We start from the raw sequence: 26,064 nt of genomic DNA on the forward strand, positions 1-26,064 counted from the left end.
ACTCGGCATCCGTCACATCAAAACGCGCCACACCCGAGTTCTACCAGCAGCCAGCACCACAAAGAGATCCAAACCCCAGACAGCTCCTAGCTGACGCGGAACACCGGGCCCCGCGCGGTGAACGGCAGCGAGCCGTCCGGCGGCAGCAGGAAGGCGTGCTCGCGGCGCACTCGCAGCACCTCGCAGTAGCCGTCGGTGATCAGCAGGATCGGCGCGCCGGGCGGGAAGTCCTCGGCTCGCTCCAGCAGGTCCACCCCGGGCTGCAGCAGCGTGCCGCCGCGACCGCGCACCCGCAGCCGGCCGGCGATCCGCTCCGGCGGCAGGTAGCCGGCGTCGTAGGCGGCGGCGTCGCAGTACACCACGCGGGCGGCCGGCACGTCCCGGGCGGCCGCGTAGGAGGCGATCGCGCCGAGTGCCTTGCCGAGCAGGCGGCGGTCCATCGACCCGGAGGTGTCGAGCACCACGCCGAAGGTGCAGCGGGCCACCTCCTCGGGCGGGAAGTACCGTCCGGCGCGCGGGATGCCGGGGGAGGAGGCCTGCCGGCGCGAGGGGCGGGCGTAGCTGCGCACGGGCTGCGGCGAGGGGACGAACTCGTCGAACCAGCGGGCGAGGCGGGCGTCCCAGGGCAGCGGCGGGTGGGCCAGCGCGCGGATCTCCTCCTCCAGGCCGGCCGGCAGCAGCCCGCGCTCGCGCCGGTGCAGCTCGAACCCCTGTTGCAGGCCACGGCGGTAGAAGTCGTCGAGGTCGACGTAGTCGCGCGGCTCGCCGAGCGGCGCGCCCAGCACGTCCGGGCGGCCCTTGCCCGCGAGGGTGGCCAGGCGGCGGATCCGGCGCTGGTCGCGGACGATCCGGTCGTACACCTCCTCGGCCGACAGGCCCCGCAACTCCGGGTCGTGCAGCAGCCCTTCGGGCATCTCGCCGACACCCATCTCGAGCAGCCAGCCGTTGATCACATAGTCGGCCGCGACATTGAACAGGTACGGGTCGCGGGCCCCGCGCCGGTCGCCGTGCCGCAGCGCGGCGTGCAGCATCTCGTGGGCCAGGATGAACCGCCACTCCTCGTCGCTGTAGTGGCGCAGCGGGTTGAGGTAGATCTCGCCGGCCTCGGCGTTGACGGCCGCGATCGCGATGCCCTGGGCCCGGGCCAACTCGGCGTCCGCGACCAGGGTGAGGCCGGCCGCGATGCCGCCGAGCAGCGGGTAGGAGGAGATGAACCAGTTCAGCGCGCGGGTCCACGGCCGCTCCGGCAGCCGCGCTCCGGTCAGCTCCTCGCGCCGGCCGCCGGCCAGGTCCATCGCCGCCGACATGGTGCGGGTCAGCGCGGCGGCGAAGGCCACCGTCCAGTCCTCGGGCGTCTGCTGGTACTTGCCGGTCCGCCGGAGGTCCGACGCGGTCCCGGCGGTCCCCGCCACCTCGGGCAGCCCGTCCCGGCGCCAGCGGGCGGCCATCTCCTCCTCGTCCCCGCCGAGGTACGCGCCGGGCAGCTCGAACGGGCTGCGGCCGATCGTGAAGGTGGCCAGGAAGCGGTTGACCACGTGGCAGCGGGCGGCTCGCAGGCAGGCGTCGGGCGGCTCCGGCGGGCCGTCCAGGTGCCCGAAGCCCAGGTGCAGCAGGCAGTGTGCGAACACCCAGGCCCACTCGGCCGGGTCCGCGCGCCGGTTGCCGTCCACGTGCAGCACGCCGTTGGAGTCGACCACCGCCCAGCCGCCCGGCGGCAGGCAGTCGGGGTTGCGGCACAGGCTCACGTCGAGCGAGGCGAAGGCGCTGTTGCGGCGCAGCAACGCCAGCCCCTCGGCGAGCGCCAGGGCGGCCGGGTCCTTGACGTCCGGCTGGCGCGGCGGGCGCCTCACCGTCGCGCCTCGACCAGCCGGGGCATGTCCCTGGCCGCCTCGATCAGGAACCAGGCGGGCAGCACCGGGTTGCCGTCCGGGCCGTCCGCGATCACCGTCTGGGCCACCTCGACCGAGATCTCGGCCAGCTGCACCAGCAGCGACTTGGCCCGGTAGGCGGTCTGCCGCAGCGCGTCGGAGGCGTACTCCTTCCTGGCGGGCAACTCCTTGACCAGGCGGCCGCGGAAGGCGTCGGCCAGGTAGTAGAGCAGGTCGCGGTCCGCCAGCCGGTGCGGCCAGCGGGCCTCGCCCTTGAGGATCGCGTCCAGCCCGAAGGAGTGCCGCACGATCTTGGCGTAGCCGCAGAAGGCCACCGCGTGCTGCGGCGTCAGCAGCCCGTTCGCCACCACCTTCAGCGTCTCCTCGGCGAGGGTCGGCCCGAAGGAGTGCAGCGCGTCGGAGAGCATGTGCCAGGCGCGCGGGGTGGAGAACGGTTCCTCGGACTTCGGCGGCGCGGACCAGAGGTGGTCCGGACGGTCCGTCAGGTAGTCCACCACCCAGGGGTGGATCCCGCTGCCCGCGGCCCAGCTCAGCCAGTCCGTGGCGCTGGCCCGCAGATGGACGTGGACCAGCCGGTTGACCAGCGCGGAGGCCATCGGCCGGGCCAGTGCGCCGTCCGTGGCCCGGTTGCCCGCGCCGATCACGATGCTGCCCGGCGGCAGCTCGTAGGAGCCGATCCGGCGGTCCAGGATCAGCGAGTAGAAGGCCTTCTGCACATCGGGCGTGGCCGCGTTGAGCTCGTCCAGGAAGAGGCAGTACGGCTCGTCGCGGGCGATGGCCTCCGGCGGGCAGAACCGCGAGCGCCCCTGCGGGGTGATCTGCGGGACCCCGATCAGGTCCTCCGGCGCCAGCTGGGTGCCGATCAGGCTCACGCACTCGAGCCCGAGCGAGTCGGCGAACTCCCGCACCAGCGAGGACTTCCCGATCCCCGGCGCACCCCACAGGAAGACCGGCCGCACGGTGGCCAGCCCGAGCAGCAACTCGGGTACCTGGGACGGGGATACGGTGACAGCACCCTGCACGGGGGATCCTCTGCTGCTCGGCGGACGGTCCGACCAGTGTCCGGGCCACCGGCCGCCCGCGCACCCGCTTTTCGCCGCTGAAACCGGGGTGCGGCCCCGCCCGGCGGGCGCCTACTGTCGGTCGCATGACCCGCACGCTCGTCGCCGTCCTGACCGGAGCCGGCATCTCCACCGACTCCGGCATCCCCGACTACCGCGGCCCGAACGGCCTGTGGCAGCGCGACCCACAGGCCCAGCAACTGGTGACCATCGGCCCCTACCTGGCCGACCCCGAGATTCGCCGCCGCTCCTGGCAACTGCGCCTGGAGACCGGGGCGCTGGCCGCCGAGCCGAACGCCGGGCACCGCGCGCTGGTCGAGCTGGCCGCGAAGCTGCCGGTCCGGGTGCTCACCCAGAACGTCGACGGCCTGCACCAGAAGGCCGGGCTGCCCGACCGCAAGGTGCTCGAACTGCACGGCACCGTGCGGCGCACCCAGTGCGTGGCGTGCCGGCGCTACGGCGAGATGACCGAGGCGCTGGCCCGGGTCACGGCCGGTGAGCCGGACCCCGCCTGCCCGCACTGCGGCGGCATCCTCAAGCCGGCCACCGTGATGTTCGGCGAGAGGCTGGACCCGGTGGTGCTGGCGCAGGCCGACGCGATCGCCAAGGCCTGCGACGTGTTCATCGCGGTCGGCAGCTCGCTGCAGGTCCACCCGGCGGCCGCCCTGCCGCGGATCGCGCTGGAGCACGGCGCCCGGCTGATCGTGGTCAACGGCGAGCCGACCCCGTACGACGAGCCGGCGGCGGAGGTGATCCGGGAGCCGATCTCCACCGCCCTGCCCGCGCTGGTCGCTAGGCTGGCCGGGTGACGCACTTCGATCCCTGGTCAGCGGAGTTCATCGCGCACCCGTACGACGTGTACGCGCAGCTGCGCGAGCGGACCCCGGTGGTCTTCCACGAGCCGACCGGGCAGTGGCTCGTCTCCCGCCACCGGGACGTCAGCGCGCTGCTGCGCGACCGGCGCCTCGGCCGCAGCTACACCCACCGGTTCAGCCACGAAGAGTTCGGGCAGCAGCCGCCCGACCCGGCGCACGAGCCCTTCCACACGCTCAACGGCAACGGGCTGCTCGATCTGGAGGCGCCCGACCACACCCGGATCCGGCGGCTGGTCGCCAAGGCGTTCACGCCGCGGATGGTCGAGGCGCTGCGGCCGACCGTGGCCGCGCTGGCCGACGAGCTGGTCACCGGGCTGCTGAAGGAGGGCGGCGGCGATCTGATCTCCGCCGTCGCCGAGCCGCTGCCGGTCGCGGTGATCGCCGAGATGCTCGGGGTGCCCGCGGCCGACCGGGACCTGCTGCGGCCCTGGTCGGCGGCGATCACCGGGATGTTCGAGCTGAATCCGACGCCGGAGGCCGCGCGGAAGGCGGTGGACGCCAGCGTCGAATTCTCCGACTTCCTGCGCGAGCTGATCCGCGAGCGCCGGGCCAACCCGGGCCCCGACCTGATCTCCGCCCTGATCGCCGCCCAGGAGGAGGGTGACCGGCTGAGCGAGCAGGAGATGGTCTCCACCTGCGTGCTGCTGCTCAACGCCGGCCACGAGGCGACCGTCAACACCACCGGCAACGGCTGGTGGGCGCTCTTCCGCAACCCCGACCAGCTGGCCCTGCTGCGCTCCGACGTCGACCGTCATCTCCCCACCACCATCGAGGAGTTGATGCGCTATGACACCCCGCTGCAGATGTTCGAGCGCTGGGTCCTGGAGGACATCGAGCTGTACGGCAGCACGATCCCGCGCGGTGCCGAGCTGGCCCTGCTCTTTGGCTCGGCCAACCGCGACCCCGAGCGCTTCGCCGAGCCCGAGCGCCTCGACGTGACCCGCACCGAGAATCCGCACCTCAGCTTCGGTGCCGGCATCCACTTCTGCCTCGGCGCTCCGCTGGCCCGCCTCGAACTCACCGAGTCCTACGGCGCGTTGCTCCGCCGCGCGCCCGGCCTGGCGCTGCTGAGCGAACCCACCTGGCAGCCCGGATACGTGATCCGCGGCCTGGACGAATTGCTGGTGACCACGTGAAGCGAGCCACCGGAGCCCTGCTCGGCCTGGCCATCGGCGATGCCATGGGCTATCCGACCGAGTTCCGCACCATCGCCCAGCTCGCCGCCACGGACCCCGACTGGCGCCGTCTGCCGCTGCCCACCCCGGCGTTGATCACCGACGACACCCAGATGACGCTCGCGGTCGCCCGCGCCGTCCGGCTGACCGGCGAGCTGGCCCCGCAGCCCTTCGCCGAGCAGCTGACCGACGAGTTCGTCGCCTGGTGCCACGCGCCCGACAACAACCGGGCACCCGGCCTGACCTGCATGCGCGCCTGCCGGGAGCTGCAACGGCACCCGGGCCGCCCCTGGCAGGTGTCCAGCCAGATGGGTTCCAAGGGGTGCGGCGCCAACATGCGGGTGGCCCCGATCGGCCTGATCCGCTCGTTGACGGCCGATCAGCTGTCCGGTGCCGCCCAGCTCCAGGCCGCCCTGACCCACGGCCACCCGACCGGGCTGGCCGCCAGCAGCCTGACCGCCCACACGGTCCGGCTGCTGATCGAGGGCTGGGCGCCTGAGCAACTGCCGGCCGAACTGCGCCGCTTCGCGCTCGCCAACCGCACCCGCTACGAGTCGTACTGGCTCGGCGACCTGGCCGCCCGCGCCGACGACCGCTTGCCCGAGGACTTCATCGCGCGCGGCTGGGACGAGTGCCTGGAGGTGCTCGACCGGCTGGACGCCGCGCTGGCCGCCCCCGACCGGGAGAGCGACCCGTGCCTGGCCACCGGCGCGGGCTGGATCGCCGAGGAAGCACTGGCCACCGGCCTGCTCTGCTTCCTGCTCTTCCCCGACGACCCGGTCACCGCGGTGCGCCGGGCCGCCTACTCCTCCGGCGACTCCGACTCCATCGCCTGCCTGGCCGGCGCCTTCGCGGGTGCCTACGTCGGCGCGGCCGCCTGGCCGGCCGAGTGGGTGGAGCGGATCGAGCACCGCGACGAGCTGCTGGCCCTCGGCGCCTTCTGGGATTAGCAGGCTCCTACCGCTTGCCGCGCCCCCGCTCCACCCGAGCCCGCCCGTGCAGCGCGGCCCGGTCCGCGGCGGCGCGGCCCGCGGCCCAGCCCTCGCCGTCGCTCACCCGCACCCGCTGCGAGGTGAGCTTGGGGAACATCCGGTCGGTGGCGGAGGAGACCGCCTCCTCGCGGGCGGCCAGCGCGGGCAGCAGCCGCTCGTCCGGCAGCAGTTGTTCGGCGGTGCCGTCCTCGCGCAGGTGCCGCCCGGCGGCCGCCTCCCGGGTGGTCCGCTCGGTGGCCTCGGTCAACCGTTCGCGGATCCGTGCCGCGTAGGAGACCAGGAACGACTGCCGGAACGCCCGGGTGCGGGAGGCCCCGCCCAGGTGCTGCTTGCTGCCCGACTGGTTCATCGCGGCGGTCGCCTGGACCAGCAGCGAGGTGTACAGCAGTTCGACGGCGTCCAGGTCGGAGTCGAAGCCGACCACCGTGCAGAAACCGAACTCCTTCGCCCAGACCACCCGGCAGCGGTTGGCCGCCGCCACCGCGTCCAGCAGCATCGCCTTCGGTCCCTCGTACGGGTTCTCCACCCCGATCCGCACCGCGCCCGGCAGGTCGTCGCGGGCCTGACCGGCGGCCAGCAGCGCCTCGTCGATGCTGTGCTGGGCCATCAACTGCTGCGCCTTCTCGGTCAGCGCCTCGGCCTCCTGCGGGTACTCGGTGGACTCCGCCTTGGCCAGCAGCGCCCGGATCCGGGACAGCATCCGCGGCTCGCCCGGCACCGGGACGGCCGCCCGGTGCTCCACCGGCCGGGAGCCGGGCACCGGACCGACCGGCGCGAGCACCGGCAGCCGGCCGAGCAGCCGCAGCAGTTCGAACACGGCGGTGGCCAGCGCGAACCGGTCCAGCCGGTGCCGCTCGGCGAAGCCGGGCAGGAACCGCTCGTCGCCGGCCCACCAGACGGCGGCCGCCAGCTCGCGCAGTTGCTCCTGCCAGCGCCGGTCCAGCGCGGCCGGGGAGTAGCGGCGCGCCTCGGCGGCGACCAGGTCGACCAGCAGCGTCTGGTGGACCGGGGTCAGGTCCCGGCGGACCAGCCTGGCCAGGTCGGCGGGGCGCCAGCCGCGGGCCCAGAGCCCGCCGAGAGAGCGGTCGGTGAGCAGCAGCAGGCCCCGGCTCATCGCCGGCCAGCGCTCCGCGGAGGCGGCCAGCAGCGAGGCAGCGCCGTCCACCACCTCGTCCAGCCGCCGGTCCGGCGCGGCCAGCACCGTCTGGAGCGCGTGTTCCAGCAACTCGTCGATGCTCTTCTGCTCTTCGTCCACCGAGCCCATGATGCCGCAGCGCCGTGCGGGTCTCGGCGCGATGATGGTGGAACCCTTGGCCGCCCTGGTTCGTCCACAGGGTTGGGAGAGGCATCACGGGAGGAGAGCCGGATGGGTGATGTGCAGCCGTGGCCGTCTGCGGGAGGCCGTCCTGACCGGCCGCAGGGTGGCGGCTGGCAGCCCGCCGGGCAGCACCCCGGGTATGCGGCGATGCGCGCCGCCCACACCGACCGGGACCGCACCGTCGACGTGCTGAAGGCCGCCTACGCCGAGGGCCGGCTGAGTGCCGACGAGTACTCCGCGCGCTTCGACCTGGCGAACCAGGCCCAGACGTACGGCCAGCTGGCCCAGCTGGTCGCCGACCTGCCGTCCGGCCCGATGCCCGGCCCGATGCCCGGCCCCTCAGCGGTGCCGCTCGGCCCGCCGGTGCCGGCCACCTTCCTGCCGCCGACCCGCCAGGCCCGCAACAACGGCGTGGCCATCGCCTCCCTGGTGTTCGGCCTGCTCTGCGTGCCCTCGTTCGGCGCCCTGGGACTGCCGGCCGTGATCACCGGCCACATGGCCCGCCAGCAGATCCGCCGCTCCGAGGAGGGCGGCGACGGCATGGCGACCTTCGGCCTGGTGGTCGGCTACCTCTCGCTGGCCGGCTGGAGCCTGGCCCTGTTCGTGGCGGTGCTGGGTGCGCTCAGTCACCCGTGACGGCGCGCCCCGTCCGGGTCGCCGCCGACCCGGCGCTGTGCTATAGCGGATGAGACGGGTCGGGACGGGGTCCGGAGGATGCCACGATTCCCGCCACGACCAGCCAAGTTCCATTTGTTTTGACCGCGCCCGATGCGCTAGGTACGCTCTGACCTTGTGCCTGGGGTGTCCCCGGGTCCTTGTGCGTGCAAGCACACCGGCCGCCGCGCCACTCGCGTACCGGCGCCGTCGCTGCACAGAGCACCATGGATTCCGCGATCTTCCTCAACTCGCCGAGCGAGCCGGAAGTAGCCCAACACACCCGACCTCGTGGGTCGGCGTGAGCTGGGAACACCGCAGGTTAGTTTCACCCAGCCTTGGCACACAGAAAACGGAGAAACGGTGCCTACGATCCAGCAGCTGGTCCGAAAGGGCCGGCAGGACAAGGTCGAGAAGAACAAGACGCCCGCGCTGAAGGGCTCGCCCCAGCGCCGCGGCGTCTGCACGCGTGTGTACACGACCACCCCGAAGAAGCCGAACTCGGCGCTTCGTAAGGTCGCCCGTGTGCGCCTCACCAGCGGGATCGAGGTCACCGCTTACATCCCCGGCGAGGGCCACAACCTGCAGGAGCACTCCATCGTGCTCGTGCGCGGCGGTCGTGTGAAGGACCTTCCTGGTGTCCGCTACAAGATCATCCGCGGCTCGCTCGACACCCAGGGTGTCAAGAACCGCAAGCAGGCCCGCAGCCGCTACGGCGCCAAGAAGGAGAAGTAAGAATGCCTCGTAAGGGCCCCGCCCCGAAGCGCCCGGTCATCATCGACCCGGTTTACGGCTCCCCGCTGGTGACGTCGCTGGTCAACAAGATCCTGCTGCACGGCAAGCGCTCCACCGCCGAGCGGATCGTCTACGGCGCCCTCGAGGGCGTCCGCGAGAAGACCGGCTCCGACCCCGTCGTGACGCTGAAGCGCGCGCTGGAGAACGTCAAGCCGGCCCTCGAGGTCAAGTCCCGCCGCGTCGGTGGCGCCACCTACCAGGTGCCGGTCGAGGTCCGTCCGGGCCGTGCCAGCACCCTGGCGCTGCGCTGGATGGTCGGCTACTCCCGCGCCCGTCGCGAGAAGACCATGACCGAGCGCCTGATGAACGAGATCCTCGACGCCTCCAACGGCCTGGGCGCTTCCGTGAAGCGTCGCGAGGACACCCACAAGATGGCCGAGTCCAACAAGGCCTTCGCGCACTACCGCTGGTAGTCCGAACCCCGTCACTAGACAGAGAGAGAACGAGCCACAATGGCTGCAACCTCCCTTGACCTCGCCAAGGTCCGCAACATCGGGATCATGGCGCACATCGACGCGGGCAAGACCACCACCACCGAGCGGATCCTGTTCTACACCGGTGTCTCGTACAAGATCGGTGAGGTCCACGATGGCGCTGCCACCATGGACTGGATGGAGCAGGAGCAGGAGCGCGGCATCACGATCACGTCGGCCGCGACGACCTGTCACTGGACCCTCGACGACTCCGACCACACCATCAACATCATCGACACCCCGGGCCACGTCGACTTCACCGTCGAGGTGGAGCGTTCGCTGCGCGTGCTCGACGGTGGCGTGACGGTGTTCGACGGCGTCGCCGGTGTCGAGCCCCAGTCCGAGACCGTGTGGCGGCAGGCTGACCGCTACGGCGTCCCGCGCATCTGCTTCATCAACAAGCTGGACCGCACGGGTGCCGACTTCTACTTCTGCGTGCAGACCATCGTGGACCGCCTCGGCGCGACCCCGCTGGTCATGCAGCTGCCGATCGGCGCCGAGGGCGACTTCGCCGGTGTCGTCGACCTGGTGAAGATGAAGGCCCTGGTCTGGTCCGCGGACGCCCCCAAGGGCGAGATGTACGACACCGTCGAGATCCCGGCCGACCTGGCCGAGAAGGCTGCGGAGTACCGCGAGCAGATGATCGACACCGTGTCGAACACCAGCGACGAGGTGATGGAGCTCGCCCTCGAGGGCGAGGACATCCCCGAGGAGCTGCTGGTCGCCGCGATCCGCAAGGGCACGCTGAACTCGGACTTCACGCCGATCTTCTGTGGCTCCGCGTTCAAGAACAAGGGCGTCCAGCCCCTGCTCGACGCGGTCGTGAAGTACCTGCCGTCGCCGCTCGACATCACGGGCATCGAGGGCACGAAGCCGAACGACCCCGAGACGAAGATCATCCGCAAGGCCTCGGACGACGAGCCGCTCGCCGCGCTCGCGTTCAAGATCATGTCGGACCCGCACCTCGGCAAGCTCACCTTCGTCCGGGTCTACTCGGGCCGCCTGGAGTCCGGCACCTCGGTGCTGAACTCCGTCAAGGGCAAGAAGGAGCGCATCGGCAAGATCTACCGCATGCACGCGAACAAGCGTGAGGAGATCGAGTCGGTGGGCGCCGGCGACATCATCGCCGTGATGGGTCTCAAGCAGACCACCACCGGTGAGACGCTGAGCGACGAGAAGAACCCGGTCATCCTGGAGTCCATGGACTTCCCGGCCCCGGTTATCCGCGTCGCCATCGAGCCCAAGTCCAAGGGCGACCAGGAGAAGCTGGGTGTCGCCATCCAGCGTCTCGCGGAGGAGGACCCCTCCTTCCAGGTCAACACGGACGAGGAGACCGGCCAGACCATCATCGCGGGTATGGGCGAGCTGCACCTCGAGGTGCTGGTCGACCGTATGCGCCGTGAGTTCAAGGTCGAGGCCAACGTCGGCAAGCCGCAGGTGGCCTACCGCGAGACGATCCGCAAGGCCGTCGAGCGGATCGACTACACGCACAAGAAGCAGACCGGTGGCTCCGGCCAGTTCGCCAAGATCCAGATCGCGATCGAGCCTCTGGAGTCCGGCGAGGGCTACGAGTTCGTCAACAAGGTCACCGGTGGCCGCGTGCCGCGGGAGTACATCCCGTCGGTTGACGCCGGTTGCCAGGAGGCCATGGAGTTCGGTGTGCTCGCCGGCTACCCGCTTCAGGGTGTCCGCGTGACCCTGCTCGACGGTGCCGCGCACGACGTCGACTCCTCCGAGCTCGCGTTCAAGATCGCCGGCTCGATGGCCTTCAAGGAAGGCGCCCGCAAGGCCGGTCCGGCCCTGCTGGAGCCGATGATGGCCGTGGAGGTGACCACGCCCGAGGACTACATGGGTGAGGTCATCGGCGACATCAACTCTCGTCGTGGCCAGATCCGGTCCATGGACGAGCGTCACGGTGCCCGCGTGGTCAACGCGCTGGTGCCGCTCTCCGAGATGTTCGGCTACGTCGGTGACCTGCGCAGCAAGACCTCTGGTCGCGCGAGCTACTCGATGCAGTTCGACTCGTACGCCGAGGTTCCGCGGAACGTGGCGGACGACATCATCGCCAAGTCCAAGGGCGAGTGACGTCCCGCAATCGGGACGAATCACAACCCTTAGGCTTAATGGAGGCAAACCCGGCGGGGTCGACCCGACCCCGCCGGCGCCTCCAGCCCCTATCCGCGGGACGGCATGGAGTGCAACCAGCACTCCGTACCACAACCCGATCAAAGACCAACTGACGTCGTACGGCGTACAGAACTGTCCTCAGGAGGACTGAAGTGGCGAAGGCGAAGTTCGAGCGGACGAAGCCCCACGTCAACATCGGCACCATTGGTCACATTGACCACGGTAAGACGACCCTTACCGCGGCCATCACCAAGGTGCTGCACGACGCGTACCCGGACATCAACCCCTTCACGCCGTTCGACCAGATCGACAAGGCGCCGGAGGAGCGGCAGCGCGGTATCACCATCTCGATCGCGCACGTCGAGTACCAGACCGAGGCGCGTCACTACGCCCACGTCGACTGCCCCGGTCACGCGGACTACATCAAGAACATGATCACCGGTGCGGCTCAGATGGACGGCGCGATCCTCGTCGTCGCCGCCACCGACGGTCCGATGCCGCAGACCAAGGAGCACGTGCTCCTGGCCCGCCAGGTCGGCGTCCCCTACATCGTCGTCGCCCTGAACAAGGCCGACATGGTGGACGACGAGGAGATCCTGGAGCTCGTCGAGCTCGAGGTCCGTGAGCTCCTCTCCGAGTACGAGTTCCCGGGCGACGACCTGCCGGTCGTCCGCGTCTCCGCGCTGAAGGCGCTGGAGGGCGACAAGGAGTGGGGCGAGAAGCTCCTCGGCCTCATGCACGCGGTCGACGAGGCCATCCCGACCCCGGCTCGCCTCACCGACCAGCCGTTCCTGATGCCGATCGAGGACGTCTTCACGATCACCGGTCGTGGCACCGTCGTCACCGGTCGTATCGAGCGTGGCATCCTCAAGGTCAACGAGACTGTCGACATCATCGGCATCAAGGAGACCAAGACCACCACCACGGTCACCGGCATCGAGATGTTCCGCAAGCTGCTCGACGAGGGCCAGGCCGGTGAGAACGTCGGTCTGCTCCTCCGTGGCATCAAGCGCGAGGACGTCGAGCGCGGCCAGGTCATCATCAAGCCGGGCACCGTCACCCCGCACACCGAGTTCGAGGCGCAGTCCTACATCCTGTCGAAGGACGAGGGTGGCCGTCACACCCCCTTCTTCAACAACTACCGCCCGCAGTTCTACTTCCGTACCACGGACGTGACCGGCGTCGTGACCCTCCCCGAGGGCACCGAGATGGTCATGCCGGGCGACAACACCGCCATGACGGTCGTGCTGATCCAGCCGATCGCCATGGAGGAGGGCCTCAAGTTCGCCATCCGTGAGGGTGGTCGTACCGTCGGCGCCGGCCAGGTCACCAAGATCAACAAGTGATCTGATGCGTTAGGGCCTGCTCATACCACGGGCAGCCTGCCAGAGGGGCCCCTCGACACCGTGAGGTGTTGAGGGGCCCCTCTTTCGTACACGCTTTCTCCATATGGTTTGGTTATTGAAGCTGCGTTGTGAGGATCGAGGGATCACGGGGTGCAGCAGATCGTGTCCTGTGTAGGGGGGATGCGTGAACAAGGACTCGATTGAAGGGGCACCACGGTGTCTGCCATGCCTTCCACGCTCGATAGAGCCATGCCCGGTGAGCCGCCGCGTCGCGGCCGGCGAAGATCGCCCGGCGCGGGACCGCGAAGACGCCGCAGCCTGCCGGTCCTGGGCGGCTGCCTCGTCGCCTCCTGGGTGGTACCGGCGCTACTGACCGCCGTCCGGCTGGACATCGTGCTCCTGCCGCTGCTGCTGCTCGCGGTGGCCTCGGTGATCAAGGTCGGCGGTGTCCTGCTGGACCGGCTGATGGCGGCCGGCCTGATCACGGCCGGTTGGGTGCTCGTGTTCGGGCTGCTCTTCTCGCTCTGGCCCTGGGGCCTGGCCCCGGTGGCCACCAGCGGGGTGCTGTTCAGCACGGTCAGCGTGCTCGGTTGGGCCGGTCGCCGCCGCCCGCGGCTGCCGTGGCGGGTGCGCGGCTCGGACCTGCTGGTGGTCGGGACCGCGGCCGCCGCGGGCTACCTCCTCTACCACCCCCTGGCCGGCCTGTCGGCCGCCGATCGGATCGGCTACTTCGCGTCCGCCGAGGACCGGCTGGGACACTTCTCCTATTTCACCGCGATCCAGCAGGTCGGTGGCTTCAACTTCCTGCACCAGCACGCCGCTCAGGGATATCTCATGCCCCCGGCCGAGGTCGTCTACCCGCAGGGGTCGCACTTCCTGCTGGCCTGGCTGGACACGCTGGTCCACTCCTCGGCTGCCCCGGGTGCCGAACTCGCGGTCATGAACCGGTACTTCCTCTACGTCCTGGCAAGTTACGCGCTGCTCTGCGCCGCGCTGGTGTGGGGAGCCCGCTGGATCGGTGGGCCGCGGCTGCGCGGCTGGCGCTGCACCGCGGTCTGCGCGGTCATCTCGGCTCTGGTGCTGGCCGGCAGTGATGTCGCCCTGCTGGTGCACGGCTTCGACTCGCAGATCATCGGGCTGCTCTTCCTGGCGCTCACGGTGGCGCTGCTGGTCCGCCCCGCGATGGGCAGCGCCGAGTTCCTGCTGGTCTCGGTGGCCGGCATGGTCGCGGTCACCTACTCGTACAACATCTACGCCGCGATCGCCGGGATCGTGCTGGTCGGCACCACGGTGGCGCACCGCAAGAAGTTCGCCAAGCGGCGCTGGCTGCTGTACACCGGGCAGGCCGCCGGGCTGGGCATCGCCGCGCTGCCGAGCCTGGTCTCGGTGTTCGCCAAGCTGGACGTGGCGAGCACCTCCAACATGAACGGCCCGTCGGTCGGTGTCGACCGCACGTTGCTGATCGGCTCGGCGCTGCTGGCGCTGGTGGCGGCGGTGCCGCGCAAGAGTCGGCGTACCGCGGTCGGGCAGGCGTACCTGACCATGGTGCTCGGTACGGTCGCGGTCGTGGGCGCCTTCGCGTGGTGGCAGCTGCACACCATCGGCTACTACGCGTACTACTTCGAGAAGATGGCCCATGGCGGCATCGTCGTCGGCCTGCTGGCCCTGGGGAGCGTCGGCACACTGCTGCGGATTCCCGGCCAGCGGCGCCGCACGGTCTTCGCCCTGCTGACCAACGCTCTGGTCGCGGTGCTCACCGTGGCGGCCGCGTTCACGTTCTTCGCCGGTGTGCAGTGGGGGCTGCTCAGCACGAAGAACAGTCCGAGTGCGTGGTCCGCGACGGCGCTGGTCAAGTGGAGCCACGGCGATTACGCGACCGACATGGGCCCACGGGGCGTCGCGGCCCTGCAGCCGCCGCCCGGTACGACCGGACCGGTGATCGTGCTCTACTCGAACGACTCCTACAAGAACCTGAAGGCCACCTGGATCGCCGAACTGCTGAACCGGCGCGGCGGTGACCTGGCGGCGCTGTACGAGACCCACTGGGTGAACATCGGCGGCCCGGCGGGGCAGGAGTCGGAATACCAGAACTCCATGGCGCACCTGAAGGACGCCATCGCCAAGGTCGGCGCGGCACCCACCATCCTGGTGGCCGACCAGGGCACCGGCGACCGCATCCGGCACGACCTCGCGGCCGTCGGGGTGCGGGCCACCGTCGTATACGAACCGCAGAGCCTGTGGACCGAGCCCTGGGACCGGACCTTCCCCGGCGACAGCTGACGGCTGGCCGTTGCCGCCGTCGGCGGCACGGTGGAACGCCGATCGCCCCGCCGCTGAGCGGCGGGGCGATCCGGGCAACCGGGGCCGGCGTGGTGGCCGGACGGCTCAGACGGTGTGCAGGCTCTCGTAGTAGCTCTGGCAGGCGGCGTAGTCCGGCAGGAGGCCGGTGGCGATTGCTTCCGCCAGCGAGGGTGCGGCCTCGTCGCGGGCCGAGAGCTGCGGCACCTCGGCCGGCCACTCGATGCCCAGCTCCGGGTCGAGCGGGTGGACGGCGTGCTCGCCGGTGGGGTTGTACGCCTCCGAGCAGAGGTAGGACAGCGTGGCGTCGTCGGTCAGCGCGCAGAAGCCGTGGCCGAGACCCTCGGAGAGGTAGACCGCGCGGCGCTCCACATCGTCCAGCCGGACGCCCTCCCAGCGACCGAACGTCGGCGAGCCGACCCGCAGGTCCACGATGACGTCGAGTACCGCACCGCGGACGCACGTCACGTACTTGGCCTGGCCGGGCGGCACATCGGCGAAGTGGATGCCGCGCACCACCCCGCGCGAGGAGACCGAGAGGTTGGCCTGCGCGAGCTTCAGCGGGTGGCCGACGACCTCGGCGAGCCGGTCGAAGCGGTACCACTCGGTGAACAGGCCGCGCGGGTCGCCGTGCAGTTGCGGCGTGATCTCGAAGCTGCCCTCGATGCTCAACTCGCGGATCTTCACCGTGCGGTCTCCTCGTCCAGCAGGCGGAGCAGGTACTGGCCGTAGCCGCTCTTCAGCAGCGGCTCGGCGAGCCCGCGCAACTGCTCGTCACTGATCAGCCCGGCCCGCCAGGAGGTCTCCTCGATGCAGCCGATCTTCAGGCCCTGGCGTTCCTCGATCACCCGGACGAACTCCGAGGCCTGCACCATCGAGACGAAGGTGCCGGTGTCCAGCCAGGCAGTACCGCGGTCCAGGATCGTGACCTGGAGTTCGCCGTCGCGCAGGTAGGCGTCGTTGACGGCCGTGATCTCCAGTTCGCCGCGGGCGCTGGGCTTCAGGCCGCGGGCGATCTCGATGACCCGGTTGTCGTAGAAGTACAGACCCGGCACCGCGTAGCGGGACTTGGGGACGGCCGGCTTCTCCTCGATCGAGATGGCCTGGCCGTTCTCGTCGAACTCCACCACGCCGTACGCGGTCGGGTCCGCGACCGGGTACGCGAAGACCCGGCCGCCCTTGGCGTCGGTGTGCTCCGCGAGCCGGGTGCCGAGCCCGCTGCCGTGGAAGATGTTGTCGCCGAGGATCAGGGCAACGGGCTCGTCGCCGATGAAGTCGGCGCCCAGCACGAAGGCCTGGGCGATGCCCTCGGGGCGTTCCTGCACGGCGTATTCCAGACGCAGGCCGAACTGCGAGCCGTCGCCGAGCAGTCGCTCGAACTGGTCCCGGTCGGCGGGCGTTGTAATGATCAGGATCTCGCTGATCCCCGCCATCACCAGGGTGGAGAGCGGGTAATAGATCATCGGCTTGTCGAAGACGGGCAGTAGTTGCTTCGACACTGCCCGAGTCAGCGGCCAGAGTCGTGATCCGGTCCCGCCGGCCAAGAGGATTCCACGCATGGGTGCACCATATGCGAGAACGCGAGGGCACCGAGGTCCGGGTGGGGGCACCTGGGGAGGGCCGCTAGACTCATCGTATTATGCGCATCTTCGTGACCGGCGGTGCCGGTTTCATCGGTTCTGAGTTCGTCCGCCAGCAGTTGGGTGCGGACGCCACTGCCCAGATCACGGTCTTCGACAAGCTGACCTACTCCGGGGTCGAGGCCAACCTCGCGCCGGTCGCGGACCTCCCGGGTTACGCCTTCGTCAAGGGCGACATCTGTGATGCCGACGCCGTCGACCGGGCGATGGCCGGCCACGACGTGGTCGTGCACTTCGCCGCCGAGTCGCATGTCGACCGTTCGATCGCCGGTGCGGGCCCCTTCGTGATGACCAACGTGGTCGGCACCCAGGTGCTGCTGGACGCCGCTCGCAAGCACGGCGTCGGCCGCTTCGTGCACGTCTCCACCGACGAGGTGTACGGCTCGATCAGCGAAGGCTCCTGGACCGAGGAGTGGCCGCTGGAGCCCAACTCCCCGTACTCCGCGTCCAAGGCGTCCTCCGACCTGCTGGCGCTCGCGTACCACCGCACCCACCGGATGGACGTGGTGGTGACCCGCTGCTCCAACAACTACGGGCACTACCAGTTCCCGGAGAAGGTCATCCCGCTGTTCACCACCAACCTGATCGACGGCATGAAGGTGCCGCTGTACGGCGACGGCGGCAACATCCGCGACTGGCTGCACGTCTCGGACCACTGCCGCGGCATCGACCTGGTGATGCGCGGCGGCCGCGCCGGCGAGGTCTACAACATCGGCGGCGGCACCGAGGTCACCAACAAGGAGCTGACCGGCCTGCTGCTGGACGCGGCCGGCGCCGGCTGGGACATGGTGGAGCAGGTGGCCGACCGCAAGGGCCACGACCTGCGCTACTCGATCGACATCAGCAAGATCGGCAACGAGCTCGGCTACGCCCCGCAGGTGCGCTTCGAGGACGGCCTGGCGGCCACCATCGCCTGGTACCGCGACAACCGCGCGTGGTGGGAGCCGCTCAAGACGAAGGCAGCCCTGCAGAAGTGACCGCGAACTCCTCGGGCACCACCAGCTGGCTGGTCACGGGTGCTGCTGGGATGCTCGGCCAGGACGTACTGGCCGAGCTCGCCGGCGACCCCACCGTCAAGGTCACCGCCCTCGGCCGGGCCGATCTCGACATCACCGACCCGGCGGCCGTGCTGAGCGCGGTCGCGGGCCACGACGTGGTCGTCAACTGCGCGGCGTGGACGAACGTCGACGCCGCGGAGAGCGCCGAGGAGGCTGCCACAGCAGTCAACGGCAGCGGCGTCCGGAACCTCGCGGAGGCCTGCGCCACGGTCGGCGCACGGCTGCTGCACGTCTCGACCGACTACGTGCTGCCCGGGGATGCCACCGAGCCGTACGCCGAGACCGCGCCGACCGGCCCGGTCAACGCCTACGGCCGCTCCAAGCTGGTCGGCGAGCAGGCCGTGACCCAGCTGCTCCCGGAGCACGGCTACATCGTGCGGACCGCCTGGTTGTACGGCGAGCACGGCCCCAACTTCGTGGCCACCATGCTGAAGGCCGCCACCCAGCGGGAGACCCTGGACGTGGTGGACGACCAGCACGGCCAGCCGACCTGGTCCCGGGCGCTCGCCGCGCAGTTGGTCGCGCTGGGCCACGCCGCCCTGGCCGGCCGCGCGCCGGCCGGCGTCTACCACGGCACCTCCACCGGCCGTACCACCTGGTTCGGACTGGCTCGCGAGGCGTACCGGCTGACCGGACTTGACCCCGAGCGGATCCGGCAGACCGACTCGGCGGCGTTCGTCCGCCCGGCGGTCCGGCCGGCGTTCAGCGTGCTGGCGCACGAGCGCTGGGCTCAGGCGGGCCTGGAGCCCATGCCCACCTGGGACCGGAGCCTGGCCGAGGCGCTGACGCGTCCCGGCTTCCAGGCCCTCGGCCAGGCGGCCCTCCAGGCCCCGACCCACGCGCCGAGCCAGGGATGAGCAACCCGCTGGCGAAGCTGCTCAAGGTGATCCCGCCCGGGACGCACCTGGTCATCGGCGGCACGATGATCCTCGGGGCGGCCTCCTACGTCCAGACCTCGATCACCGGCCACGCCTTCACCGGTGACCCCAAGCAGGCTCTGGCCGAGCTCTGGACGCTGGTCATGACCGTCAGCCTGGGGCTCTTCTTCCCCATCGAGCAGGAACTCACCCGCGTGGTCGCCGCGCGCGCCGTCCGCGGCGAGGGCGTCGCCCCGGTGCTGCGCCGGGCCGCGCTGCTCACGCTGGGTCTGCTCGTGGTGATCGGCGCGGTGCTGGCGGCGGCGGCCGGTCCGCTGGCGGACACCTTCTTCGGCCATGACCGCTCGCTGGTCTGGGTCCTCGGCGCCGCACTGGCCGGGATGGCGCTGGTCTACCTGACCCGCGGCATCCTGGCCGGGCTCGGCCTGTTCAACGCCTACGGCGTCTCGCTGGGCCTGGACGGCCTGCTGCGGATCCTGCTCGCCGGGGGGCTCTACCTGGCCGGCAGCACCTCGGCGGTGGAGTACGGCCTGGTGCTGGCGATAGCCCCGCTGGTGGCGATGGTGTGCACCCTGCCGACCACGCTGCGCGGCTGCCGTCCCGGCCCGACGATGCCGTGGGGTGAACTCTTCCAGAACATGACGATGATGATCTGCGCCTCCGTGCTGGCCCAGCTCGTCGTCAACGCGGCCGTGATCACCACCGCGCTGGTCACCGTCGACAAGGACCTGAGCTTCGCGCTGCTGACCGCCGGAATGCTCTGCCGGGTCCCGCTCTTCGTCTTCGGCTCGCTGCAGCCGACACTGATGACCGGCCTGTCCAGCACCGCGACAGCGGGTGACCGCGCGGGATTCCGCAAGATGCTGCTGCAGACCTGCGCGGTCATCGGCGGCCTGGGCCTGCTCGGCACCCTCGGCGCCGTCGTCGCCGGTCCGTGGGTGACCTCGGTGCTCATGGGGGCCAAGGACCTGCTCGGGGCGATGGACTTCTTCTGGTTCTCGATCGGAACCATGTGCTACATGCTGGCGATGGTGCTCGGCCAGGCGCTGCTGGCGCTCGGGCGGCACAGCCGGCAGATGACCGCCTGGCTGCTGGGCACCGCGGTGCTCGCGGGGGTGACCCTTGTTCCCGGTCCGGTGGCCACCAGGGTTGAGGTAGCGTATGCGTTCGGTTCACTGGTGACCGCTATCTTCATGCTTCTGACGCTTGTCCGAGGCATTTCCCGGCAGCCGTCCGACCCACTGACTCATGGCAGCGCCGCGGCCTCAACGCTGGAAAACGCATGACGCCGCCCCTTTCCCACCTCGGAGAAGCAGTGAACGATTACCACGACACCTGGCTGGTGATACCGGCCTACAACGAGGGCCAGGTGATCGCCGACGTGGTAGAGGCGGCGCGCAAGACGTTCCCCAATATCGTCGTCGTCGACGACGGCAGCTCGGACGACACCGCGAAGCACGTCGCGCAGACCGGGGCGCACCTTGTTCGCCACCCGGTCAACCTGGGCCAGGGCGCTGCCCTCCAGACCGGGCTGAAGTACGCCTTGGAGCAGCCGACCGCTCAGTACTTCGCCACGTTCGACGCTGACGGTCAGCACCAGACGGCGGACGTCGAGAAGATGGTCGAGCTGCTGCGCACCAGCGAGGTGGACGTGGTGCTCGGCTCCCGGTTCATCGAGCAGAACGGCCAGGTGCCGTGGATCAAGCGGGTCGTGCTGCGCACGGCCGCGGCGGTCAGCCCGACCGCTCGCAAGCTGAAGCTGACCGATGCCCACAACGGCCTGCGCGTGCTCAACCGTGAGGCGGCCGGGCGGCTGCAGATAACGATGAACGGCATGGCTCACGCCTCCGAGATCGTCGGCTTCCTGGCCGGCTCCGAGCTGAAGGTCGCCGAAGTCCCGGTCGACATCCTGTACACCGAGTACTCCCGCGCCAAGGGTCAGTCCCTGATCAACGGCGTCAACATCCTCTTCGACATCTCGCTTCGGGAGCGTGGCCGCCGATGAAGTACTTCTGGATCCAGCTGGTCCTCATCGTGGGCTCGCTGTCGCTGGCCCTGATGTTCATACGGCGCTGGGACCGGGCGAACACCCGTGCCTGGAAGCGCATAGCCTTCTCGTTCTTCGTCCTGGTCAACATCTACGCGGTACTGCGACCGACCGATGTCACCTGGTTCGCCAAGCAACTCGGCGTCGGTCGCGGCACCGACCTGGTGCTCTACGTCATGGTGCTGGGGATGGGCTTCCTGACGCTCAACACGTTCCTGCGCTTCCGCTCGCTGGAGAAGAAGCTGACCGACCTGGCCCGGACGGTGGCGATCAGCGAGGGCGTCCGCAGCAATGACGAGCGCCTCGCGCCCGAGGTGCTGGAATCCTCCGAGTCTGTGAAGGCCTGATCCGGTGGCTGGCTTCGACTTCATGCTCCCGTACTACGGGGACGTGCGGCTGATGCAGGACGCGGTGCGAAGCGTCCTGGCCCAGACGGATCCCGACTTCCGGCTGGTCGTCGTCGACGACGGTCGGGAGCCCGAGGTACCGGGTTGGTTCGAGCAGCTGGGCGACGAGCGGGTCCACTACCTGCGCAACGAGCAGAACCTCGGCATCACCAAGAACTTCCAGAAGTGCGTCCAGCTCTCGCAGGCGGATCACGTGGTCATCATGGGCTGCGACGATCTGCTGCACCCGCACTACCTGCAGACCGTCAGGGCGATCCTGGAGGAGCACCCCGAGGCGGGCATGGTCCAGCCGGGTGTCGAGGTGATCGACGGGAACGGAGTCGTCACCTCCGGACTGGCGGACCAGACCAAGCGTCGGCTGTACGCGCCCAAGGTCAACGGGCGCCGGGTGATGGCCGGAGAGGAACTGGCGGCCAGTGTGCTTCGGGGCAACTGGCTGTACTTCCCGTCCATCTGCTGGCGTGGTGAGGCGCTGCGCGCGGTCAACTTCCGGGACGACTACTCGGTCATCCAGGACCTCGCCCTGGTGGTCGACCTGCTGGAACTGGGCGAGCAGATGGTGATCGACGAGAGCACCACGGTGTTCCGGTACCGGCGCCACGCTGTCAGCGAGTCGTCCGTGCAGGCCTTTTCCGGCACGCGCTTCACCGAGGCGGAGCGGTACTTCTCCGCGGTCGCCGACCGGTTGGACGCCCGTGGCTGGCCCAAGGCGGCCCGTGCGGCGCGTTTCCACAGCGCGTCCCGGCTGCACGCGCTGACCATGCTGCCCGGGGCGCTTCGTGCCGGCCGGGCCGACGGGGCCAAGCTGATGGCCCGGCACGCACTCACCGCGGGACGGCGCCAGGACGCCTGATCGATTGTTGCCCTGAAGGCCGACTGCCCCCGCCGGACTCGTCCGGCGGGGGCAGTCGGCCTTCAGGGCAACGGCTCAGCAGAGGATCAACCCCCGAGCCGGCTGGGCTCGGTGGCCGACTTCAGCGGATACGGGTTCCCACCCGAACAGGACAGGACGTCCGGGGCCTGCCGCTTCTGCAGCAGGGTGCTCAGGTCGCCCGGGCTGCTGGTGCACGTGCCGCCCGGGGCGTACCGAGAGCAGTGGCCGTGCGCGTCCGCGGTGCTCTGTGCGATCCAGGCGAGCATCCCGGCACTGTCGCGGTTCGGGTCCTCCGGCATGTACTTGCTGGCGGTGGCGGAACCGGCCATGCCGTACAGCAGGCCCAGTGCGCACAGCGTCCCGAGGGCGACCGGCCGTCGCACGGCGGCTCCCAGGTGCCACCCCGCACCCTGCGCGGCATCCGGTGCCGAGGCCCGCCCCGCGTACCGGCCGACGGCCAGGTAGGCGGCGAGCCCGGTGAGGACCAGCAGGCAGTACAGGAGCTGGGCACTGGTCCTCGGGTAGAGCATGACCGCCTGGTCGTGTTCCATGTGCGAGGCGAACCAGTAGCGCATGACCAGCGCGCTGGCCGTGCAGGCAGCGGCGGCCAGCACACCGGCATGCCGCACCCCGAGCGCCAGCGCGACGCCGGCACCGACGATCAGCAGGATGCTGAAGACGCCGACACCGCCGAGCTCACCGGGCGGCGGCCAGGAACCGAGCGCGTCCGAGCCGGGCAGGTCGTCGCGCCACATCGCGACATAGGTCGGCTCGGTGAGGGTGTCGAAGTAGCAGTACCGGTCGACGGTCGACCCCGCCGCGGTGAACAGCTGGACGGCGTACGTTCCGGCGACCAGGAGGAAGGCGGCGAGCGTCGAGCCCAGTCCGATCAGTGCGGTCACCAGCGCCCGCCCGCCCCCGCTGCGCACCAGCCGGACCAGCATCGCCAGCGTCAGCGCGCCGACACCCAGCGCGGACCAGACGAACCACCCCGAGTAGAGGAGGAAGAGCCCGCCGAGCACCAGGCCGAGCGCGCCGCCGAGCACCGCGGCGTGCTTGCGGCGGATCACCTCGGAGCGCAGGACCAGCTGGAGCAGCTTGCCGAGCAAGGGGACGAGGGCCACCAGCACGATGTTGGTGTACGGCTTGTACGGCTGCACCAGCGGGAGCGCGGCCGTGACGCCGATCCCCAGGGCCCAGAGCGGCGGGAGGAGCAGGCGCCAGGACAGGTAGGCCACCGGCCCGATCATGGCGGTGAAGACCAGCCCCAGCAGCTTCAGCGCGTGGCCGACGTCATCACCGGTGAAGATCTGCGCGACCCAGGCGACCAGGTGCGGGAACAGTGGCGGGTAGGCGGGGTCCAGCGGCTTGCCGTCGATGATCGCCTGCGCCCAGGCCTGAAGGGCTCCCGAGTCGCCCGTCAGTCCGTAGAGTGGCGCGTTGGTGCCGTGCAGGGCCAGCGCGACCCCCGCCGCCGTCACCCCGGTGCACAGGCCGGCCAGAGCGGCCGACGCGAGCCGCAGCGGTGCCATCGGCCAGCGGCGCATCGCGGGCATCGCGATCAGCAGGACCACCCCGAGCAGGAGCAGCAGCCGCAGCTGCAGGGCGGCGAGCCCGCTCACCTGGCCGACCCGGGAGACCGGATCGATCGTCACGAAGCTCGCGAGCCACGTCATCAGCAGTGCGGCAGTGGTGGCCACCAGGCCCTCGGTGGCGAGCGACAGTCCGGACGTCCGGTCCAGCGGGAGTTCGGCTCCTGAGACGCGATGCCTGGTTCTACGTGCCAGGTTGGTAGGAGCTGAGCTGATCGTCACTTCAGGATCCTGTCGATGAGCGGAAGGTGCGTCACGGTGATTGTGTCGAGACCCTGGTTTGAGTCCACCACTACGGGCTCGGGGCTCCGGACCAGAGGGACGTGGTGGGTGCCACCGTCGGTTGCGTGCGAACGCCCGACCGCATCCGCACGGGCACTGGACCCACGGTATGGTGCGCCCGAACGGACTAATAGCATGAGCGTGCGCCCGTAGCATCGGATGACTTTCAGGTAAGCGGCTATCCATGTGGTAACCACGGCGCGTTGCCGGCGGCCTCCTTGTCGATGTGGCCCCACTGTCCATGGCTCGCGGCACCAAGCCGCCCTACGGAAGCGATCGATATGGCCGACTTGGCCCACGAACCGGCGAGCGGTGCTCCTGGTGCAGCCCGGAAAACGGTGCACCTGACCGCTTCCGCACCGCCCGCCGAGGCTGGCCGCCTCCGTCTGCGGCCGTGGCAACTGCGGCTCTCCGAGGCCGTGGTCAGCGTCGTCGCCGCACTCGGCTACACCGCGTTGTGCCGTCACATCAGCGTCAACCCGCTCAACCGGATCGGCCAGGTCAGCGGTCTCGCCACGCTGCAGGAGTACGTGGCGCTGATCGGGCTGCCGCTGCTGGCGGTGCTGCTCTACGCCGCCTACCGCGGCACACTGCGGCAGTACGAGCTGGCCAAGCGGCTGGTCTGCGCGGCCCTGGCCGGCCTGGCGACCGGCGTCGTCGCCGGCGGGGTCGTGGTGGCACTGCGGGGAACGCCCTGGCCGCTGGGCGGCCAGGAGGGCGACCCCAGCGTCCTGATCGACATGGCCACCTCGATCATGCACGGCAAGGGCATCGGCGTCTATCCGCCCGCGTTCCCCGCCGCGATGGCGGCCTGGTCGGAGATGCGCTACGGCGGAGTGGGCGGCGCCGGGTACGCGCTGCACGACCTGCAGATCATCTGCAGCGCGCTGGTCGGTCCGATGTCCTACCTGGCCTGGCGCCTCCTGCTGCGTCCGTTCTGGGCGCTGCTCATCGCGGTCCCGGCCGCGGTGGTCTTCCTGGACCCGATCCGGCCGTACAGCCACGTCGTCATGATCATGCTGCTGCCGCTGCTGGCCGCCTTCATGCGCGAGCTGCGCCGCACCGAGCGCCGGTCGGTGCGGTCCGCCCTGCTGCTCGGCGTCGGCTTCGGCGTCGTCTTCGGGCTGATGTTCCTCTGGTACTCGGGCTGGTACCTGTGGTCGGCGCCCGGCGTGTTGGTGCTGGCGCTCCTGCTCTTCCCGTGGCGCAAGGGCCGGGCGGCGATCACCTCGGCCGCCGCCTTCGTGGTCAGCGCCGGGGTCGCCTTCGCGGTGGTGGGCGCGCCGCTGATCTACGAGATCGTGCGCCTCGGTGCCTCGACGCCTGACCGGTACGCCTACCTCTCGGTCTACGCGGACCCGACGTACGTGCTCGGCTGGATGTCGGACCGCTCGGGCCAGCTGACCTACGACACCTGGCCGGCGGCCGGCGAGCTCTCGGGCCAGACCGGGTTCGCGGTGCTGCTGCTGCTGGGCGTCGGCCTCGGGATGGGTCTGGCGCTGCGGAACATCGCGGTGCGGACCGCCGCGGCCGTGCTGGCCGGCGCCTGGCTGATGCGCTTCTACTACGCCGGGAACATGGAGCGCACCCAGCAGATCCAGCTCTACCCCCGGACCACCTGGATCATCATGTACTGCCTGATGATCCTGGCCGTCCTGGGCCTGATGGCCCTGGTCCAGCGCGGTACCGGCTGGCTCGACCGGGCGCTGCGGGCCAAGGACTCGGCCGTCGGCGTCATCTCGCCGCGGGTGCTGGGGCAGCTCTCGGCCGGCATGGTGTGCGCGGTCGCCCTGTTCGCGACCATGGGCGCCTCGTGGTCGATCAACCGCTACATGCCCGAGTCGTCCGAGACCTCCATGGGCATCGACGCCTACCGGGCGCAGGAGGTCAAGAAGGCGGACGGGACGTGTCCCAAGTACTCGCCGGTCACGAAGTGTGCCGACCACATCGTCAAGGACTGGAAGCCCACGCCTGACACCGGCCTCTGGTGCTCCGGCATCCCGACCGAGGACTGGCCGGCCGTCTGCGGCCGCCCGGCGCCGTGGGTCACCGGCACCAAGAACTAGCAGAGGCGATCGGGGCCGGCGTGGTGCAGACCACGGCGGCCCCGATTCGCGTTCCCACCTCCCGCTATGGCAGGATGTCCAAGTTGCTCGGTTGAGTGCCGATGCTGCGCGCCTCCCGTCGGGAGGACCGGAAGCGAGTCCCAAGTACTCGTCGTTCCCGTGATGGCCGTTCATGTGTTCACGTGCTCTGTGTGAACGCAGTGGTGTGTAAGCGACA

At 70.3% G+C, this 26,064-nt stretch carries 22 protein-coding genes; 16 read left to right on the plus strand and 6 right to left on the minus strand.

What is annotated here, in order from left to right; translation table 11 throughout:
- Positions 1 to 86 precede the first annotated feature (86 nt).
- Positions 87 to 1,850, minus strand: a complete 1,764-nt coding sequence (locus tag P3T41_RS24010; protein ID WP_280692156.1) for a hypothetical protein — start codon at positions 1,848 to 1,850, stop codon at positions 87 to 89.
- Complete coding sequence (locus P3T41_RS24015; protein WP_280692158.1) at positions 1,847 to 2,911, minus strand: MoxR family ATPase; 1,065 nt, start codon at positions 2,909 to 2,911, stop codon at positions 1,847 to 1,849. The genes P3T41_RS24010 and P3T41_RS24015 overlap by 4 nt, the downstream gene beginning before the upstream one ends.
- Before the next feature lie 125 nt (positions 2,912 to 3,036).
- Between P3T41_RS24015 and P3T41_RS24020 the strand changes: the two genes are divergently transcribed.
- Genes P3T41_RS24020 through P3T41_RS24030 form a run of 3 tightly spaced genes read left to right on the plus strand, consistent with a single transcriptional unit; the run spans position 3,037 to position 5,950 of the window.
- Positions 3,037 to 3,759, plus strand: a complete 723-nt coding sequence (locus P3T41_RS24020; protein WP_280692160.1) for a Sir2 family NAD-dependent protein deacetylase — start codon at positions 3,037 to 3,039, stop codon at positions 3,757 to 3,759.
- Positions 3,756 to 4,961, plus strand: coding sequence for a cytochrome P450 (locus tag P3T41_RS24025; RefSeq protein ID WP_280692162.1), 1,206 nt, complete (start codon positions 3,756 to 3,758; stop codon positions 4,959 to 4,961). Before P3T41_RS24020 ends, P3T41_RS24025 begins: the two co-directional genes overlap by 4 nt.
- Positions 4,958 to 5,950, plus strand: coding sequence for an ADP-ribosylglycohydrolase family protein (locus P3T41_RS24030; RefSeq protein WP_280692163.1), 993 nt, complete (start codon positions 4,958 to 4,960; stop codon positions 5,948 to 5,950). Before P3T41_RS24025 ends, P3T41_RS24030 begins: the two co-directional genes overlap by 4 nt.
- A 7-nt stretch (positions 5,951 to 5,957) precedes the next feature.
- Here P3T41_RS24030 and P3T41_RS24035 read toward each other — a convergent pair whose 3' ends face one another.
- Positions 5,958 to 7,256 (minus strand): DUF2786 domain-containing protein, encoded by a 1,299-nt coding sequence (locus P3T41_RS24035; RefSeq protein ID WP_280692165.1) that lies wholly within the window; start codon positions 7,254 to 7,256, stop codon positions 5,958 to 5,960.
- A gap of 102 nt (positions 7,257 to 7,358) precedes the next feature.
- On the opposite strand from P3T41_RS24035, the gene P3T41_RS24040 reads away from it, so the two are divergent.
- The 6 genes from P3T41_RS24040 (at position 7,359) to P3T41_RS24065 (ending at position 14,985) form a co-directional block, all read left to right on the plus strand.
- Positions 7,359 to 7,946: a DUF1707 and DUF4190 domain-containing protein gene (locus P3T41_RS24040; protein ID WP_348533693.1), complete on the plus strand. Its 588-nt coding sequence runs from the start codon at positions 7,359 to 7,361 to the stop codon at positions 7,944 to 7,946.
- 381 nt (positions 7,947 to 8,327) lie between these two features.
- Positions 8,328 to 8,699: a 30S ribosomal protein S12 gene (gene rpsL / locus P3T41_RS24045; protein ID WP_014144289.1), complete on the plus strand. Its 372-nt coding sequence runs from the start codon at positions 8,328 to 8,330 to the stop codon at positions 8,697 to 8,699.
- Positions 8,700 to 8,701: 2 nt separating this feature from the next.
- Positions 8,702 to 9,172 (plus strand): 30S ribosomal protein S7, encoded by a 471-nt coding sequence (rpsG, locus tag P3T41_RS24050; RefSeq protein WP_035848142.1) that lies wholly within the window; start codon positions 8,702 to 8,704, stop codon positions 9,170 to 9,172.
- 39 nt (positions 9,173 to 9,211) lie between these two features.
- Positions 9,212 to 11,317: an elongation factor G gene (fusA, locus tag P3T41_RS24055; protein ID WP_280692168.1), complete on the plus strand. Its 2,106-nt coding sequence runs from the start codon at positions 9,212 to 9,214 to the stop codon at positions 11,315 to 11,317.
- A gap of 194 nt (positions 11,318 to 11,511) precedes the next feature.
- Positions 11,512 to 12,705 carry an elongation factor Tu gene (gene tuf / locus P3T41_RS24060; protein ID WP_280692170.1) on the plus strand — a complete coding sequence of 398 codons (1,194 nt, stop codon included), beginning with the start codon at positions 11,512 to 11,514 and terminating at the stop codon, positions 12,703 to 12,705.
- A 249-nt stretch (positions 12,706 to 12,954) separates the two neighbouring features.
- The gene (locus tag P3T41_RS24065; RefSeq protein WP_280692172.1) at positions 12,955 to 14,985 is read left to right on the plus strand and encodes a hypothetical protein; all 2,031 of its coding nucleotides are present in this window, start codon (positions 12,955 to 12,957) and stop codon (positions 14,983 to 14,985) included.
- Positions 14,986 to 15,090: 105 nt separating this feature from the next.
- Here the strand turns inward: P3T41_RS24065 and rfbC are convergent, their stop codons facing one another.
- Positions 15,091 to 15,684 carry a dTDP-4-dehydrorhamnose 3,5-epimerase gene (rfbC, locus tag P3T41_RS24070; protein WP_280692459.1) on the minus strand — a complete coding sequence of 198 codons (594 nt, stop codon included), beginning with the start codon at positions 15,682 to 15,684 and terminating at the stop codon, positions 15,091 to 15,093.
- Positions 15,685 to 15,686: 2 nt separating this feature from the next.
- Positions 15,687 to 16,562 (minus strand): glucose-1-phosphate thymidylyltransferase RfbA, encoded by an 876-nt coding sequence (gene rfbA, locus P3T41_RS24075; RefSeq protein WP_280692173.1) that lies wholly within the window; start codon positions 16,560 to 16,562, stop codon positions 15,687 to 15,689.
- Positions 16,563 to 16,642: 80 nt separating this feature from the next.
- Here rfbA and rfbB point away from each other — a divergent pair, with 80 nt between their 5' ends.
- The 6 genes from rfbB to P3T41_RS24105 are packed head-to-tail and all read left to right on the plus strand — an operon-like array spanning position 16,643 to position 21,886.
- Positions 16,643 to 17,620, plus strand: a complete 978-nt coding sequence (gene rfbB, locus P3T41_RS24080; RefSeq protein ID WP_280692175.1) for a dTDP-glucose 4,6-dehydratase — start codon at positions 16,643 to 16,645, stop codon at positions 17,618 to 17,620.
- Complete coding sequence (rfbD, locus tag P3T41_RS24085; RefSeq protein WP_280692177.1) at positions 17,617 to 18,558, plus strand: dTDP-4-dehydrorhamnose reductase; 942 nt, start codon at positions 17,617 to 17,619, stop codon at positions 18,556 to 18,558. Before rfbB ends, rfbD begins: the two co-directional genes overlap by 4 nt.
- Positions 18,555 to 19,865, plus strand: a complete 1,311-nt coding sequence (locus P3T41_RS24090; protein WP_280692179.1) for a hypothetical protein — start codon at positions 18,555 to 18,557, stop codon at positions 19,863 to 19,865. The genes rfbD and P3T41_RS24090 overlap by 4 nt, the downstream gene beginning before the upstream one ends.
- 29 nt (positions 19,866 to 19,894) lie before the next feature.
- Positions 19,895 to 20,584 carry a glycosyltransferase family 2 protein gene (locus P3T41_RS24095; protein ID WP_280692181.1) on the plus strand — a complete coding sequence of 230 codons (690 nt, stop codon included), beginning with the start codon at positions 19,895 to 19,897 and terminating at the stop codon, positions 20,582 to 20,584.
- The gene (locus P3T41_RS24100; protein ID WP_280692183.1) at positions 20,581 to 20,973 is read left to right on the plus strand and encodes a DUF2304 domain-containing protein; all 393 of its coding nucleotides are present in this window, start codon (positions 20,581 to 20,583) and stop codon (positions 20,971 to 20,973) included. The genes P3T41_RS24095 and P3T41_RS24100 overlap by 4 nt, the downstream gene beginning before the upstream one ends.
- A gap of 4 nt (positions 20,974 to 20,977) precedes the next feature.
- Entirely contained in the window at positions 20,978 to 21,886 is a 909-nt protein-coding gene (locus P3T41_RS24105; RefSeq protein WP_280692185.1) for a glycosyltransferase family 2 protein, read from the plus strand.
- 86 nt (positions 21,887 to 21,972) lie between these two features.
- Here the strand turns inward: P3T41_RS24105 and P3T41_RS24110 are convergent, their stop codons facing one another.
- Positions 21,973 to 23,721 (minus strand): hypothetical protein, encoded by a 1,749-nt coding sequence (locus P3T41_RS24110; RefSeq protein ID WP_280692186.1) that lies wholly within the window; start codon positions 23,719 to 23,721, stop codon positions 21,973 to 21,975.
- Positions 23,722 to 24,119: 398 nt separating this feature from the next.
- Between P3T41_RS24110 and P3T41_RS24115 the strand changes: the two genes are divergently transcribed.
- Complete coding sequence (locus tag P3T41_RS24115; RefSeq protein WP_280692187.1) at positions 24,120 to 25,847, plus strand: hypothetical protein; 1,728 nt, start codon at positions 24,120 to 24,122, stop codon at positions 25,845 to 25,847.
- Positions 25,848 to 26,064 lie beyond the last annotated feature (217 nt).

It is taken from the genome of Kitasatospora sp. GAS204B, assembly GCF_029892155.1.
Lineage (GTDB): Bacteria > Actinomycetota > Actinomycetes > Streptomycetales > Streptomycetaceae > Kitasatospora.

Bases quoted from the DNA above. Each gene is read 5' to 3' on its own strand.
- P3T41_RS24020 (WP_280692160.1), top strand. From the start codon at position 3,037: ATGACCCGCACGCTCGTCGCCGTCCTGACCGGAGCCGGCATCTCCACC.
- P3T41_RS24035 (WP_280692165.1), bottom strand. From the start codon at position 7,256: ATGGGCTCGGTGGACGAAGAGCAGAAGAGCATCGACGAGTTGCTGGAA.
- P3T41_RS24040 (WP_348533693.1), top strand. From the start codon at position 7,359: ATGGGTGATGTGCAGCCGTGGCCGTCTGCGGGAGGCCGTCCTGACCGG.
- rpsG (WP_035848142.1), top strand. From the start codon at position 8,702: ATGCCTCGTAAGGGCCCCGCCCCGAAGCGCCCGGTCATCATCGACCCG.
- fusA (WP_280692168.1), top strand. From the start codon at position 9,212: ATGGCTGCAACCTCCCTTGACCTCGCCAAGGTCCGCAACATCGGGATC.
- P3T41_RS24065 (WP_280692172.1), top strand. From the start codon at position 12,955: ATGCCCGGTGAGCCGCCGCGTCGCGGCCGGCGAAGATCGCCCGGCGCG.
- rfbA (WP_280692173.1), bottom strand. From the start codon at position 16,562: ATGCGTGGAATCCTCTTGGCCGGCGGGACCGGATCACGACTCTGGCCG.
- rfbB (WP_280692175.1), top strand. From the start codon at position 16,643: ATGCGCATCTTCGTGACCGGCGGTGCCGGTTTCATCGGTTCTGAGTTC.
- P3T41_RS24090 (WP_280692179.1), top strand. From the start codon at position 18,555: ATGAGCAACCCGCTGGCGAAGCTGCTCAAGGTGATCCCGCCCGGGACG.
- P3T41_RS24100 (WP_280692183.1), top strand. From the start codon at position 20,581: ATGAAGTACTTCTGGATCCAGCTGGTCCTCATCGTGGGCTCGCTGTCG.